This window comes from Shewanella sp. 10N.286.51.B2, assembly GCF_041469265.1.
Taxonomy (GTDB): domain Bacteria; phylum Pseudomonadota; class Gammaproteobacteria; order Enterobacterales; family Shewanellaceae; genus Shewanella.
On the sequence record NZ_JBFRKH010000052.1, the window covers coordinates 31,076 to 45,804 of the forward strand.

The 14,729-nt window shown below is 42.4% G+C and carries 11 protein-coding genes; 6 read left to right on the forward strand and 5 right to left on the reverse strand.

The window, feature by feature from the left end:
- Window positions 1-181: 181 nt before the first annotated feature.
- From AB4140_RS14290 to AB4140_RS14315, 6 genes are all read left to right on the forward strand, one after another.
- Complete coding sequence (locus AB4140_RS14290) at window positions 182-1,726, forward strand: NAD(P)H-hydrate dehydratase (RefSeq protein ID WP_303502499.1); 1,545 nt, start codon at window positions 182-184, stop codon at window positions 1,724-1,726.
- A 550-nt stretch (window positions 1,727-2,276) separates the two neighbouring features.
- Entirely contained in the window at window positions 2,277-3,767 is a 1,491-nt protein-coding gene (locus AB4140_RS14295; RefSeq protein ID WP_102439316.1) for a lytic polysaccharide monooxygenase, read from the forward strand.
- Between the two features lie 586 nt (window positions 3,768-4,353).
- Entirely contained in the window at window positions 4,354-5,673 is a 1,320-nt protein-coding gene (locus AB4140_RS14300) for a GMC oxidoreductase (protein WP_372001453.1), read from the forward strand.
- Between the two features lies 1 nt (window position 5,674).
- On the forward strand, window positions 5,675-6,103 hold the full coding sequence (locus tag AB4140_RS14305) for a twin-arginine translocation signal domain-containing protein (protein WP_102531462.1): 429 nt from the start codon (window positions 5,675-5,677) through the stop codon (window positions 6,101-6,103).
- A gap of 374 nt (window positions 6,104-6,477) precedes the next feature.
- On the forward strand, window positions 6,478-8,094 hold the full coding sequence (locus AB4140_RS14310) for a methyl-accepting chemotaxis protein (RefSeq protein WP_372001455.1): 1,617 nt from the start codon (window positions 6,478-6,480) through the stop codon (window positions 8,092-8,094).
- A gap of 797 nt (window positions 8,095-8,891) precedes the next feature.
- Window positions 8,892-10,076 (forward strand): MFS transporter, encoded by a 1,185-nt coding sequence (locus AB4140_RS14315; protein ID WP_372001457.1) that lies wholly within the window; start codon window positions 8,892-8,894, stop codon window positions 10,074-10,076.
- A gap of 93 nt (window positions 10,077-10,169) precedes the next feature.
- Here the strand turns inward: AB4140_RS14315 and AB4140_RS14320 are convergent, their stop codons facing one another.
- The 5 genes from AB4140_RS14320 to AB4140_RS14340 form a co-directional block, all read right to left on the reverse strand.
- Window positions 10,170-10,400, reverse strand: a complete 231-nt coding sequence (locus tag AB4140_RS14320) for a thioredoxin family protein (protein ID WP_102520482.1) — start codon at window positions 10,398-10,400, stop codon at window positions 10,170-10,172.
- Between the two features lie 56 nt (window positions 10,401-10,456).
- On the reverse strand, window positions 10,457-11,455 hold the full coding sequence (locus tag AB4140_RS14325; RefSeq protein WP_372001460.1) for a permease: 999 nt from the start codon (window positions 11,453-11,455) through the stop codon (window positions 10,457-10,459).
- Window positions 11,456-11,741: 286 nt separating this feature from the next.
- Window positions 11,742-12,191 carry a hypothetical protein gene (locus tag AB4140_RS14330; protein ID WP_198589337.1) on the reverse strand — a complete coding sequence of 150 codons (450 nt, stop codon included), beginning with the start codon at window positions 12,189-12,191 and terminating at the stop codon, window positions 11,742-11,744.
- A 227-nt stretch (window positions 12,192-12,418) separates the two neighbouring features.
- Window positions 12,419-12,664, reverse strand: a complete 246-nt coding sequence (locus tag AB4140_RS14335) for a YdcH family protein (RefSeq protein WP_102439323.1) — start codon at window positions 12,662-12,664, stop codon at window positions 12,419-12,421.
- A gap of 188 nt (window positions 12,665-12,852) precedes the next feature.
- Complete coding sequence (locus AB4140_RS14340) at window positions 12,853-14,508, reverse strand: SulP family inorganic anion transporter (protein ID WP_198589947.1); 1,656 nt, start codon at window positions 14,506-14,508, stop codon at window positions 12,853-12,855.
- Window positions 14,509-14,729: the final 221 nt, after the last annotated feature.

The following is a 14,729-nucleotide window of genomic DNA, read 5'->3' on the forward strand; positions in this document are numbered from 1 at the left end:
AAGGCGATTGAATTGTAATGACTAATGTAGAAAATTATTGCCACATCTATTGTTGATAGTTATTGCCACCCCCCGCTTTATATTGATGGCAAATATCTGCCTAATCCCGTGTGCAGTAGTTTTGTGCTGCCATACTTCTTGTATAGTTAATACTAGCTTTCGCATTCAAGGTAAGGTTTATATGGCCACTCTTTCTGACAATGACTTAATGGCTCAGCTAAAAGATCATTTATACGATCACTTAGAGGATCATTTAGCGGATCACTTTGAAAAAAGCGCAGTGGTGTTATCAGCGCAGGCAGTAAGAGACGCCGAGCAGTATTGGGCATCAAGCCATAACAATAGTACTTGGCCCTTAATGGTTAAGGCTGCTAGCAGTTTTGTGCAGCGCTTTGGCAGCGCTTTTAATACATCGCAAGCAATATTGGTGGTTGTGGGTCAGGGCAACAATGGTGGTGACGGTTATTACATTGCCAAATTATTACTGCAACAGGGTAAAAAGGTCGTGGTTTATGCGCCTTTTGGCGCGCCCAAAGCGGGCATCGATGCGCAGCAAGCCATGAATGAATTTTTAGCGGCTGGTGGTAGTGTTCATACCACTAAACCTAGCGCATCTTATCCGATCATTATTGATGCGCTATTTGGCAGTGGTTTAACCCGAACACTATCTGCTGCGGCGATAAAGGTTATTGATGACATTAATCAGAGTGCTGAGCAGGTTTACGCGGTTGATGTGCCCAGCGGTTTAAATGCCGATAGCGGCCAGCCTGAGCCGATTTGCGTTAATGCCACTGCCACCCATAGCTTTATTGCTTATAAGCCGGGGCAACTCACTGCATATGGGCCAGCATCTTGTGGGGCACTGTCGTTAGACTCTTTAGGGCTTGAGCCTATTGCTGGTACAACAAAAGAGAATTGGCGCTACGATCCAAGGGTAAATATGCTGCCATCACGCAGGGGTAATACCCATAAAAGTCATCATGGTAATGTCAGCGTTATTGCAGGTCTTGGCAATATGGCTGGCGCTGGCATTATTGCTAGCCGCGCAGCCTTAAATGCTGGCGCTGGGCGGGTATTTTTACAGTGTGAGCCAAGCCATTTTGTCGCCTGCTTAAGCCAATCTCCTGAGATTATGTTTTCTGATAGTACCGAAAACACCTTAAAGCAACACGCCGTGCTGGTGGTGGGTCCAGGTCTTGGCCGCGGGCCGCAAGCTCAGCAAATCATGCAAACGCTATTAACCCTTCAACCCAACTCTGGCGTTGATAATAAACGCAGCCTCGGGGTGTTAGATGCGGATGCGCTGCGTTATTTGGCAAAGCATCAGCAAACGGTAACGCCTTGGGTGCTAACTCCCCATGAGGCGGAGGCCGCTGGCTTGTTGGGCATATCTGCCACTGAAGTTACAAACGATCGCGTTGCCGCTGCGCTGGCGCTACATAAAAAATATCAAGCAGTCGTGGTATTAAAAGGGGCTGGCACACTAGTCGCCCATCAAGGTGGAGTCAATTTTTGCCATTCTGGCTCAGCAGCTATGGCCACACCGGGCATGGGCGATTGCTTAGCAGGTATTATTGCTGCACTTATCGCCCAAGGGCTATCGGCGGTTGATGCGGCTATTACAGGGGTGAACTGGCATGCCACACTAGGCCATCAACTTGGCCAAACTCAGCGAGTGGTACTGGCCAGTGATATTTGCCAGCAGCTGAAATTAGGCCGTCATTAACTCACAATAGCGTAGTGGTTTTAGTATTTATTTGCTGTAGCGCTGTGAACTTAGGCTGTCTAAACAAATTCTAATGCTGAATAAATATGCATTTGGATGCAAATAGAGGTGGTCGGATGAGTACCTAATTGGCCACCAATAATCTTAACATTCAAAGATCAATTATTTGACGCTAGTTGTCTGTGACTAAAGGCGCGAACCTAATACATTATAAATTGATGCTAAGACGATATTGTAAAACACTGGCTTAACTAAGCCATATAAGTGTTTGTGGGTGATTGGCGGCAGCTGTTGATTATTTCTACGCTCCCTATCGTCAATTATATGACAAGTCAAATATTTATTAAATTTGTTAACTCGTTTTAATCTTGAGTCTATATTGCTGTAAATAATAGTTTTTTTGACGTGCTGTCGTTTTATTGGCTCTGTTGTCTTATGGTTTTTTTTAATTATGATGTAGCGCGAACAGACCACTGTTGGTTATTTATATTCATCCATTATCGCCCTTGAGTCTGCAGTCTTCTTTTACGTCATAACTAGAGATATTTACATGAAAACCAATAAGTTTTTCGGTGCCGTCGCTGCTGTGTCAGCAATGTACATCTTAATACCTAATCAAAGTGCTCATGCCCATGGTTGGGCTGAATTTCCTGAAGCAAGACAATCAATTTGTTACGAGCAAGGTGGCTTGTGGAGTGGCACACCACCTAATGCGGCTTGTGCACAAGCCAAAGCGATTTCTGGTACTTATCCATTTATTCAGCGTAATGAATTTGCCATTAATATTCCTGCACCTACATACAATGATATGGAAGTGGTAAAAGCGGCTATCCCTGATGGCAGCTTATGTTATGCCAATGATGCGCAAAAAAGCGGTATGGGTGCTGAGCATTCACAGTGGACCCGCACTGAGTTACCAACAGGCACTTTTGAGTACGTGTTTAATGCAACCGCGCCTCACAACCCTTCATTCTGGCAGTTTTATTTAACCAAGCCTGGTGTTGATGTGTCTAAGCCACTTAAATGGGATGACTTAGAGTTAATCCAAGAGTACGGCAATGTTGCTGTGGACGCTGACAAAAAATACCGCATGGACATTGCGATCCCAGCCGATCGCTCAGGTGATGCGATTTTGTTTACTCGCTGGCAGCGAGATGACACCGTTGGTGAAGGATTCTATAACTGTAGTGACATTACCATTTCAGGTGATTCACCGGTTGATCCAGAACCAAGCGAGCCATACTTAGAGCAAGGCGATGCCTTTATTCCTGCTGATATCAGCCTTAATACCCCTCAGCTTGGTGAGTCGGTTAATTATAAAGTCTTTAGTGACAATGGTGATATTCACTCTAGCTTTTCGTTAGAAATTACCGCAGACAATCAACTCGATTGGGATCGCTTATTAGCCTCACAAGTCAACGGTTATTACGAGACTCAATATAGCGGTAACGTGTTTATTGGCCGCTGGCATGCAGAAATGAATCACTATATGTATTTCAGAAATGAGCTACATAATAACTTCTTTAATGCCAGTAATGGACAGGCTTATGGAGAGTTCAGTATCACAGCAAACAATGAGTTTGTTGAAGCTGTGATTACGCCAACAGTGTTAAAAGAAATTACTAACGCTAGCGTTACCCATGGTGAGTACGTGGTATTAACGCCAGCAAGCAGCAAAGGCGATATTGAACAAATCTCTTGGGTGCAAGTGGCAGGTTTGCCGATTGAAACCGCTATTGGTCAAAATGATGAGCTAATTATCAACACTGTTTTGCTTGAGAATGTCGCCCAAGAAGTCAGTTTTGAGCTTACTGTTTCAGGTCAAGGCGAAGAAGATAAAACGGTTTATAGTTTTACTATTACCCCAACTGACGTAGAACCAGGACCAAGCCCTGAGCCATTGCCTGGAGAGCAATGGAGTGCATCTGCTGTTTATAATGGCGGTGAAAAGGTGATGCATAATAACCAAGAGTGGACTGCTCAGTGGTGGACTCAAGGTGAAGAGCCTGGTACTACAGGTGAGTGGGGCGTGTGGCGTTAATAGCCCTCATGCTTGTTTGCTAAGGTTTTAAACATAATCGCAGTAAACCCTAACGGCCAATCATTGATTGGCCGTTTTTTATGCTATATCTAAAATATGATCTGGCCAAATGCGCTTTATAAACTTGTTGATGTTTTACTCTAATGAATATCGATTTAGTTAATCGAATAGGTGTGATGGTAGATAAAGGACTGCGGCCATTAACTAGAACTTACTACTGAAATTGGTATTTTGGTGGGGAGAACGCTTGTATTGTTTTTATATACAATCAGTTATATAACGATGGAATTATATAAAGATATTTTGCATGATTTAATTGTTATCTAGTTGCTGAATATGAAGGTATCGGGGATACCATATTTAATTAACTAAAAATAAAGGCCGTATTTAAGGGCCGTATTTAAGGATTAAATTTAACGGTCTCATGTTAGCGACCAGCGAAAAGGAATCCCATAACGATGAATTTAAATATTGTCAGCGCCGAACAGGCTGCGCAGCAAAAGTATGAATTAATAATTATTGGTTCTGGTTTTGGCTCTTCATTTTTTTACTTGAGGCGCTAAAAAAAATTAATGGTAATATTCTGGTGCTGGAATGGGGCGATTATCATTCGTGGAATTGGCAATTATCCCAAGGTAAAAATTCGGCTGCTGATCCTGCCGATACCTTTAAAAATACAGCTGAAAAAGAATGGAATTGCACCATTGGTTTTGGTGGTGGAATGAATTGCTGGTTTGCCCAAACCCCTCGATTTCATCCTGCAGATTTTAAAACCGCCTCTTTGTATGGGGTCGGCAATGACTGGCCGATTTCCTATGACGATCTTGAGCCTTATTATTGTGATGTCGAAAGCATTATGTCGGTGTCAGGCGACCCTGATATGCAAAGCATGTTTCCTCGCTCAAAACCTTATCCCCAGCCGCCCCATAGACCCACTGCCATTGATCGCATTATGAAAAATGCCAATATGGACAGCCACTTTATCATGCCAACGGCCAGAGCAAGGGTGTCAACTGATACACGGGCGGCCTGCTGCTCTAATGCCAAATGTAATTTATGTCCCATTCAGGCCAAATTTACTGTGCATAATGGTTTTCAGCAGGTGTATTCGGACCCAAGAGTGCATACCTGTTTAAACTCTGAAGTAAGGCATATGCAGCACAGTGATAGCACGGTTTCTAGCGTGGTTTTTATCAACAACAATCAAGAATATACCGTCAGCGCCGACAAGTTTGTTTTAGGCGCCAACGCCATACAAAGCCCTGCGATATTGCTACGATCGAAAATGGATTTTGGTGACACGGGCCTAGGGCTACACGAGCAAATTGGGATAAAAGTAGAGGTGTATTTAGACGGTTTAGAGAACTTTGATGGTAGCACTATTACCACAGGGCTCAATTATGCCTTGTATGATGGCGAGTTTAGAAAAGATCACGCTTCTTGTTTGATTTACTTTGAAAATCGTTGGCCTTATGGCTTTAGAAAAGAAGTGGGTCGCTGGCGAGAAACCCTGTCATTAGTCATTGTCGCTGAAGATCTCCCCCAAAAATCCAATAATGTCACTATTGATGCTACTACAGGGCAGGCGGTAGTGAGCTATACCGGAGAATCTGAGTACGCCAAAAAAGGTATTGAGCAGGCTTTAGCGCAATTACCTAAGGTACTTGATGCATTACCTGTGGAAGCGATTCATTTTCGTGGCTGGCGGCCGACTGAATCACATTTACAGGGCACCTTGAGAATGGGCAACATTGATGATGGCTCAGTGGTAGATGCAAACCTTATTCATCATCAATACCGAAACTTATTTGTGGTGGGCACATCAGTATTTCCAAGCTGTTCTTGTGCTAATCCTAGCTTAACGGCTGCAGCATTAGCAGTGCGCGCAGCGAGAATGGGGGTTTAATATGAGTGGTACTAGTCTTTCTCGGCGCTCGTTTCTTAAAGTTGCAGCGGTTGGCGCAGGGCTGGGTGGGGCGGTATTTTATGGAGTGCATACATTAAATACCCAAAATTTTATCGTTTCTAGCCTTGATCGTTTACTGGGTAAGCTAAATATTAGCGATGAAAACCTGCAATTGTTTTGTGATCATTTTACCGCTGAATATGGTGAGATGAAGCTGCGTGCCATTATTATATTAGATCAATCTTCAATGTTTGATTTGGTTGTTAAAAAGCGTGCTATTTGGATTGATAAGTATGAGCGAAAATTAGTCACTGATTTTATGATGTCGACCAATTATTTCCAAGTCAGTAACCCTGCCACAGAGGCGCTGCAATACTACGGCGCTAATCGGCCTTGTTATAATCCCTTTGCCCGCTTTGACGTCGGTTGATTGCTGTTGATAAAACCATAATACCCTGTCAGTTATGCCTTTCATAAAATAGTGGCCTTTGACTTTAACAAGTGAAACTTGTTAAGCCAAAGGTCATTATCTTGCAAAATCTCCATTAAAGTTTTCCCTCAATAAGTCGATGTCTATATACAGGTCTAATCGTGTACTACACGAATATTAGAGGCCAATGTTATTGAGTCATGTTATTAAGCACTTTAATGCTCAATAAAGGCTGTTTAAGAGTAATAACCACTCGCCAAACCCCATGCTGACAACTGAAATAACTTGATATTCAGGTCATTAATCACGGTGAATTTAAGCTAATTCCTCCGATTTATATTTTAAAGTAGGGCTTAATCTTTAAAGGTAGTTATATGAGTATTGATGTCTCAATTAAGAGAATGCTTCAAATTACAATTTCGTTATCATTATTGGCTTTAATCGTTTTAGTTTGGGTGAGCAATGCCCAGCAATCTTCTATTTATGAAAGTGTGTTAAATGAAGAAAAACAGGTTAATACTATTTTTGCTTTAAAAGATACTCGCTATGATGTTGTACAAATTCAGCAGTTTTTAACCGATGTTGGCGCAACAAAAAGTGATGAAGCCAAAGCCGAAGCGTTAGCAAGTTTGCATGCCGCTCAAGCAAATATGGATAAACTTATCAGTTCGGCACCGGAATATACTGCAAGAGCTCAATCGATTAAACGTCAAATTAATCAATTGCATGAATCTGGTGTGAATATGGCAGATGCTTACCTAACTCAGGGGACCGATGCTGGTAATTTACTGATGAAAGGTGCTGGTGGCTTTGACCAAGCATCGTCAGATTTAGCTGATAATTTAGATGAATTAGCCCAAGAGTTAGATGGTAAATTTACTGTTGCGGTACAAGAAACCCTAAATTCCACCATGCAAGCTGCCAGTGTGCAATTGTGGGGCAGTATTGGCATTGGTGTGTTTATTATCATTATTTTGTCAGCCCTTTACCGCAATATTTTCACTCCGCTTAACGCTTTAGATAATTCCATGAGTAATGTGGCTTCAGGCTCTAAAGATCTTACCGTGTCGCTAGATGACAGTGGTAATAGCGAAATTAATCAGGTCGCTGGCAACTTTAATGTATTTGTAGGTAATATTCGTGAGTTAATTATTGATTTCAATGGTAATACTCAGCAGTTAGGTACGGCAAGTGTGCAGCTTAAATCGGCCAGTAACGAAACCTTAGCGGGCATGCAGCGCTTACAAGGTGAAACCGAACAAGTTGCTACAGCGATGAACCAAATGCAAGCAACCGTGGTGGAAGTAGCTAATAATGCCGAACTAGCCGCGCAAGCAGCTAAAGATTCTGATACCCAAGCGGTCCATGGTGACATGATAGTTCAGCAAACGATCGCTTCGATCGATAACCTCTCTGGCGGGGTTGAACAAGCTGCCAATGCGTTACAAAAATTACAAAACGATGCCGATAATATAGGTAGCATTTTAGATGTGATCCGCAGTATTTCAGAGCAAACTAACTTACTGGCACTCAATGCCGCCATCGAAGCTGCCCGCGCGGGCGAGCACGGCCGTGGCTTTGCGGTAGTGGCAGACGAGGTCAGAACCTTGTCTAAACGAACTCAAGATTCAACTAATCAAATTCAGCAAATGATTGGACAATTACAAACGGGTGTTAAAGATGCGGTATCGGTAATGGACTCAAGCCGTGAGCAAGCCGATAAAAGCACCGTTCAGGCAGCACAAGCGGGTGAGGCCTTAGCTAAAATTACCGAATCGGTGGCGATGATTTCTAATATGGCCACCCAAATCGCCACAGCAGCAGAAGAGCAAACCGCGGTCAGTGATGAAATTAATCGTAATATTGTCAATATTAGTGATGAAGCCAGATTAACGGCCAGCAATGCCGACCAATCACATAGTGCCAGTGTGCAGGTTAATCATTTGTCACAGCAATTAAGAGAACAAATTGGTCAATTCAAGACAAGTTAGTGAATTATTTTAAACAAGCTAGAGTCAATGTGACAGTTTTGCCACTAAAACATCCGTTATTTAGAGGCTAATGTTGTGTTATGAGCATTATGTTATGAGCATTATGTTATAAGCATTGTGTTTTAAGCATAGTGATAGAGGCCTAAGGGAGATAGACCCATTCCCTTAGGTTTTTTCATCAATACCAAGTGATTCAAGTTATCTTATATCAATAAGCTGATGTAAAATTCTGCGCTAGAATACTGCTGGGTTTGTTGTTCATCTGTAGGAGGCTTCAAGCCCCCTTCAAAGTGCAGCATTAGTTTCATTTAATGGTTTTTAGATTTGAGGCTCATTAATAATTCTAAGACGTATTTCTTAACAAGCTTTCTCGATTGCTATTTGGCTCGCATGTACCGCTAACATATGCCTCAAAATTTTTTTGCTAAAACTCCTTTGCTTTATATTTAGCCCCTTTAATTCTAGTTTTGCATCATTCATGTTATATCTGCCTATAAGTGCTAAAAATCATAGCTTAAATAGTGTTTATTAGCTGTTTTGTTAGCTTTAAACTGTATTTTAGCCAATATTAATTAACGATTTTTTAGGCTGACAGTAATATCACTTCCTTTTTATTTCGTTCGAAATAACCACAAAATATGACCTTTATAGCAAAATTTGACAATTTGTTGGCCATTAAACGAGCTGTAGCAGATTTTACTTTACTTATTTCTGCTTCAGTATTACATTCGCCGCAAATAGTCTTTGGGTATAACTAAGCCTTTAGCCGACAAGTATGCGCAAGCACGTTAAATTTCATGTTAAGTATCCTCAAATTGTCCATAATTACTCATGACAGTGGTGAAAACTCCATTGTTACACCAGTTATTGGTTTAAGTTTTTTCGCTATCGCTTCAGGCTTTTTAATGAGCCTAGTACCATTATCTTTACCATACTTTGGCCTTAGTCCATCGTTAACTCCTTGGCTTGCAAGTGTGTTTTATTTTGGTCTTTTATTAGGTGCTACTTGTATTCAAAAGGTGATTAAGCGACTTGGTCATCGGCGCGCATTTATCGTTTTTTTATGTCTGCTGGCATTAACGGTGGTAACAATGATACTGCTACCTCATCAGATCAGCTGGCTTGCAGCGCGATTTATCGCTGGACTGGCGGTTGCAGGCATCTTTGTGGTGGTGGAGTCTTGGCTTTTGATGTCCAATTGCCCTAAAAAGCGTGCTAAACGTCTCGGTCTTTACATGGCGGCACTTTACGGAGGTAGCGCCGCTGGACAGCTGGCTATTTCTGTATTCGGTACTGAAGGCATTACGCCTTATCTGTTTGTATTAGCGTTGTTGTTTTTAGCCACTTTGGCACCAGTGCTTATTCGACATGGTCAGCCTCGTAGTCATCAGCAGCGCTTTAACCGCAGAGACATTCGTCATTTGAGCCGGCCAGCGATCATCGGATGTATGGTGTCTGGACTATTACTGGGACCAATTTATGGATTAATGCCGCTATATATCAGTCTATCAGGTGCTTATGCTGACTATACAGGGCTATTGATGGCAATAGTCATTGTGGGTGGCATGGCGGTGCAGCCGATTGCAGGCAGCATGTCGACTCGCATGAGTAAAAGTTTACTTATGGCAATTATTTGTCTTGTTGGCTGCGTTGCAGTGTTAGGCATACTGGAGTCAACCAGTTTAGTCATGATGGGGCTAAGTTTACTATGCCTAGGTGCTGCGAGTTTTGCTCTATATCCAATAGCGATAACGCTGGCTTGTGATAATTTGCCCCAAGAGAAAATGGTTTCAGCGACTGAAGTGATGTTGCTGTGTTACAGCGTAGGCTCAGTATTAGGGCCATTATTGGCGACCACATTTACCGATGTCGGCAACGGATTAATTATTTATTTAGGTGTCTGCTTGTTTTCCACCTGCGTGTATATGTTATTTAAGAGTGCTGAAACACTACCATCTGGCCATAAACCTATCGCAGGTTAGTTGCCAAAGGTTTTTATAACCAATCCTATTGAGCCTAATGGGATTGGTTATTTAGGCTTTTTATAGTGTTAGTTACCCCGACACTTTGATTGGCTATAGCCAGCTCGCCAGTTGCTCTTTAGTGGGCTTACTGCCTTTATGAACCACTTTTTCATCCACCACCACAGCAGGTGTGCTCATTACACCATAAGCCATAATTTGCGCCATGTCGGTGACTTTTTCTATTGTGACAGTAACGGCTTTTTCATCGGCAACTGCTTGGGCAAGTTCTGCTGTTTCAAGACACTTTTTACAGCCGGAGCCTAATATTTTAATGGTTCTCATGATAAATCCTTATTTATTGAGCTGTTAAATCACCGATGTTTTTTACATCAGTAAAATCATAAAAATGGCGTAAAGGCATTAAACAGCCAACCGACTAGGGTAAACGCCACCAATAGCAGGCAGAATAATATTGCCAGTAAGCGCCACTGCATAACCTGTTTTAGTAAGATAAATTCTGGGAAGCTGGCAGCAACGGTGCTCATGCAAAATGCCAGTGTGGTGCCTATGGGTAGGCCATTAACAATTAAGCTTTCCATCACAGGAATTACCCCGGTGGCGTTTGAATACAGCGGGATCCCCAGTAGTACTGCAGCAGGTACTGACCACCATTGGCCATCGCCTAAATGGGCCTCAATCCAACCATCGGGTACAAAGCCGTGCAGCGCTGCCCCAAGGCCGACACCAATAATGACCCATTTCCATACTCGGCCAAAAATATCGAACATCTCAGTTTTGGCAAATTGATGCCGCTGTGACAGTGTTAGCGCTTGGGTTTGAATATCGTCAGGGTTATTAGCAGTGCTATGTTGTTGACCGCGTTTGAGGGCTTCAGCGGCAAAAGATTGTAGCCAGCGCTCAGCTTTTATTGCATCGAGAAAAAAGCCGCCTAACATGCCGACACTCATGCCAACCACGACATATAAAATGGTGAATTTTATCCCCAGTAGGCTCATGAGTAGCAAGATGGCTACTTCGTTGATTAGCGGTGAGGTGATCAAAAAGCTCATGGTGATCCCAAGGGGGATCCCGGCTGAGGTAAAGCCAAGAAATACCGGAATACTGGAGCAAGAACAAAATGGTGTTACCACCCCAAATCCAGAGCCCATCAAGTAACCTAAGCCCTTGGGTTTACCAGCTAAATAGTCTCTGACTCGTTCAACATTTAATGAGGCTCGCATTAAGGCTATGAGGTAGATCATCACCAGCAGTAGAGCAAAAATCTTAGTCACGTCTTCAACAAAAAAATGCAGTGCATCCCCAAGCTTTGTCTGCGCCGACAAGCCCAATAAATCGTAAATTAGCCATGATGCAAAATCAGTGAAAATTTGAAACATAGGTTAATGCTCAAAAAAACGTCTTATAGCCAAGATAGCGGATTTTTAGTAATGAAAATAAGCGCTAGCTCTCGCTTTTGCATAAAGGGCTGGAGCGTAAAGGTTTGTCACAATATCGGTTAAATAAAGCTAAAACACCACTTAAGCTTGGTGCTTACAGAAGTTATAACTGAAGGGGTTTGAAACTGAAAACCAGCCTCGCATTTGGGGTAAACCTTAATGCGAGGCTGTGGTCTAGATATTGTGAAGTGGGATTAAGTTAATGATTAAATTGTACTTAATTTTTCTACTTCATGATAATTTCTCTTAATCGGTATTCTCCGGTTAAGGTTCTTACATTGGGATAAGTTTTAGTGATTTTACGGCTATTGTCTTGATTGGCTTGGCCCCAACTTTTCATGAAGTTTTTATACTTTTCCTGATTGGGTTCTAAATCGGCACTATTTTCAAACATCACCATTAGCACCATATTGAATTCGCCACTTTGTGGTAATTCACTGGCAAAAATTTTCCAATCTTTAATATAACCCAGCTCTTTTTGTAACCGTACCGCTTTAACCCAACTTTCTCTTAAGCCTTCTAGGTAAACGTCTTCCATGTTGGGATCGATCCTCACCGTGGTCATTGAAGTCACTTCTTTTCCAATGTCATAGTCTTTATAAATCTCAAGCTCAGCCTGAGAAGAAACGGCAAAGAGTAAGCTGCATAATCCGATTATTAATACGATATATTTCATCTTAATCTCTCTTAGGTTGTTAAAAAATTAACACCGAGAAGTATAGTGACGAATGGGTTAATAGCGAGTGGCTAAGGCTTAATGAAGACTTTCTATTTACGCTTAGCTGCTTTTAATAGCGCTAAAAAGAGTGGGAGAGGATGGGTTTAAATCTGAGTGGAACAAGCGGTGAAGGGAATGATTGTTTTATCGCATCGTTCCCTTCGCTGGGTCTGGTTTGGTACGAATTAGTCGTGATGGGCTTTTAGCTGTTGGAATAGCACATCTTTTAAATTAGCCCGCTGCACTTTAAGTTGGTGCATGTGTTCGTCATCGGTTGGGCTGCCATCAATTTCTAACTGGCGGATTTCATAATCCAGTAGGTGGTATTGTTTTGATTGCTTTTGAAATGTTTCATCTTTATGTGTTAAATCAACAATGTCTTGCTTAAATTCTGGAAAGTCGAAAATTAGTGCGTGATTCTCATTTAACATAGATAACCCCTAAATGGTGAACAGAAATTCAGTATTTTGGAACTGAGTTCACTATAGCATTATGTTGTTTAAAAATGGCGAGCTGGTTAACAAATCTTAATGAAATTTTTGCTAAAAATAGGATTTATTTGAGTAAGTTAGGATGGGTTATTTATTATCTTAACTTACCCATCCAGTTACTCATATTTCTAGCCGTTAGCTTGCACATGTTTAAGGGCCGCCTGTAAGGCTTCATAGCGGAACAAAAAGGTGTTTTCAGTTGGCAGCGAATCAATCACATGAAACTTCTGCAGCTGATCTTTGGTTTGCAGGTTAGGGCACAATAAAAATACTTCACAATGGGCATCTTGGGCATCTTTAATGGCATTTTCTAGCGCTAGCCCAACAGTCACATCGATCATCGGCACGTCAGTAAGATCGAGGATCATCGCTTCATAATCACTCACACTGGTATGTTGGCGAGAGATCGCTTTTGATACGCTGAAGATCATTGGCCCTGACAGATAGAAAAACAGCACTTTACCATTGGCTTGATCCAGCAGGCCGCGTTCGCTTTGGGTCAGTGGTACATCGTTTTGATCGGCATCACTAATGGCTTTTACTTGCCTTGCTTGCTGCTGGCTTAATTGTTCAATGATAATAATGTTAGAAATAAACACCCCAAGACCAACGGCAACAATTAAATCGACAAATACGGTTAAGATCATCACCCCGTACATGATCGCCATGCCTTGCATACTGACTTTGTGAGCCCGTTGAATGAAGCTCCAATCAAGAATATTAAAGCCCACATAAACCGCAATACCAGCTAAAACGGCCATAGGTATTGGCTCTGTTAAGCCGCCAGCCACAAGTACCACTAATGCCAGCATTAGCGCGCGAACCATACCAGAAACAGGTGAGCGGGCGCCTACCTGAATATTGGTCACTGTACCCATAGTAGCACCTGCGCCAGGCAGGGCGCCGAATAAACCTGAAATCATATTAGCCAAGCCCTGACCCCGTAACTCTTTGTCTGAGTCGTGCTCTTTACGGGTCAATGAGTCTCCGATAACGGCGGTGAGTAACGTATCGATACAGCCTAAGGTGCCTAACACCAAGGCATCAATCACCATGGTAATAAAAATATCCGCATTTATGTGCGGTATCACTAAAGAAGGTAACCCAGCAGGAATAACCCCAATACGGCGAATGCTGTCACTATCAAATAAAATCACTGACAGTAACGTGATGGCGACTAAGGCAACCAGTTGCGCAGGGACGTATTTACGATAGCGCTGAGGAAACAAAAATAATGTCGCTAAAGTCAGTAAGCCTAAAAATAGTTCAGCAAACTTAATATTGCTTAAGGTGTCGGGAAGGGCTGATAAGGTGCCTAACACACCACCTGCAGGAGCGGCATGACCTAACAATGGTGACAGCTGTAAGATGATTAAAATCACCCCAATGCCTGACATAAAGCCTGAAATGACACTGTATGGCATTAAGGTGACGTATTTACCTAGCTTGAGCATGCCGAGTAAAAATTGAAAACCGCCTGCCATCATCACCACGGTAAAGGATATTGCCATTCCTGATTCAGGGTATTTGGCCACCATGCTGGTTAAAATGGCGGTCATAATCACTGTCATAGGGCCGGTCGGTTCAGATATTAAGCTTGATGAGCCGCCAAATAAGGAGGCAAAAAAGCCCACTAGTATCGCGCCCCATAATCCGGCTTCGGCGCCAGCGCCAGAGGCAACACCAAAGGCCAGTGCCAAGGGTAGGGAAATGATGGCTGTGGTGACGCCACCAAACAAATCGCCTTTAAGATTGACGTCTTTGAACCGTTCCTTAAACAAAATGCTAACCTCTTAGACCATAATTGGCGCAACTTTATCAAAAAATTAACTATTTTGTATAGATAAGAGGCCGGTTGTTTATATCGACAAGCGGCTGAATAGCGCAGCTGTTAAGGCAAATGTTTAACAGTTTTATATAGATAAGAGGCCGGTTGTTTATATCGATAAGCAACTGGTTGGCGCAGCTGTTAAGGCAAATGTTTAACAGTTTTGTATAGATAAGA

What these genes read in the sequence shown, in the direction of transcription:
- AB4140_RS14290 (WP_303502499.1), top strand. Translation starts at nt 182, where the DNA reads ATGGCCACTCTTTCTGACAATGACTTAATGGCTCAGCTAAAAGATCAT.
- AB4140_RS14295 (WP_102439316.1), top strand. Translation starts at nt 2,277, where the DNA reads ATGAAAACCAATAAGTTTTTCGGTGCCGTCGCTGCTGTGTCAGCAATG.
- AB4140_RS14305 (WP_102531462.1), top strand. Translation starts at nt 5,675, where the DNA reads ATGAGTGGTACTAGTCTTTCTCGGCGCTCGTTTCTTAAAGTTGCAGCG.
- AB4140_RS14310 (WP_372001455.1), top strand. Translation starts at nt 6,478, where the DNA reads ATGAGTATTGATGTCTCAATTAAGAGAATGCTTCAAATTACAATTTCG.
- AB4140_RS14315 (WP_372001457.1), top strand. Translation starts at nt 8,892, where the DNA reads ATGTTAAGTATCCTCAAATTGTCCATAATTACTCATGACAGTGGTGAA.
- AB4140_RS14320 (WP_102520482.1), bottom strand. Translation starts at nt 10,400, where the DNA reads ATGAGAACCATTAAAATATTAGGCTCCGGCTGTAAAAAGTGTCTTGAA.
- AB4140_RS14325 (WP_372001460.1), bottom strand. Translation starts at nt 11,455, where the DNA reads ATGTTTCAAATTTTCACTGATTTTGCATCATGGCTAATTTACGATTTA.
- AB4140_RS14330 (WP_198589337.1), bottom strand. Translation starts at nt 12,191, where the DNA reads ATGAAATATATCGTATTAATAATCGGATTATGCAGCTTACTCTTTGCC.
- AB4140_RS14335 (WP_102439323.1), bottom strand. Translation starts at nt 12,664, where the DNA reads ATGTTAAATGAGAATCACGCACTAATTTTCGACTTTCCAGAATTTAAG.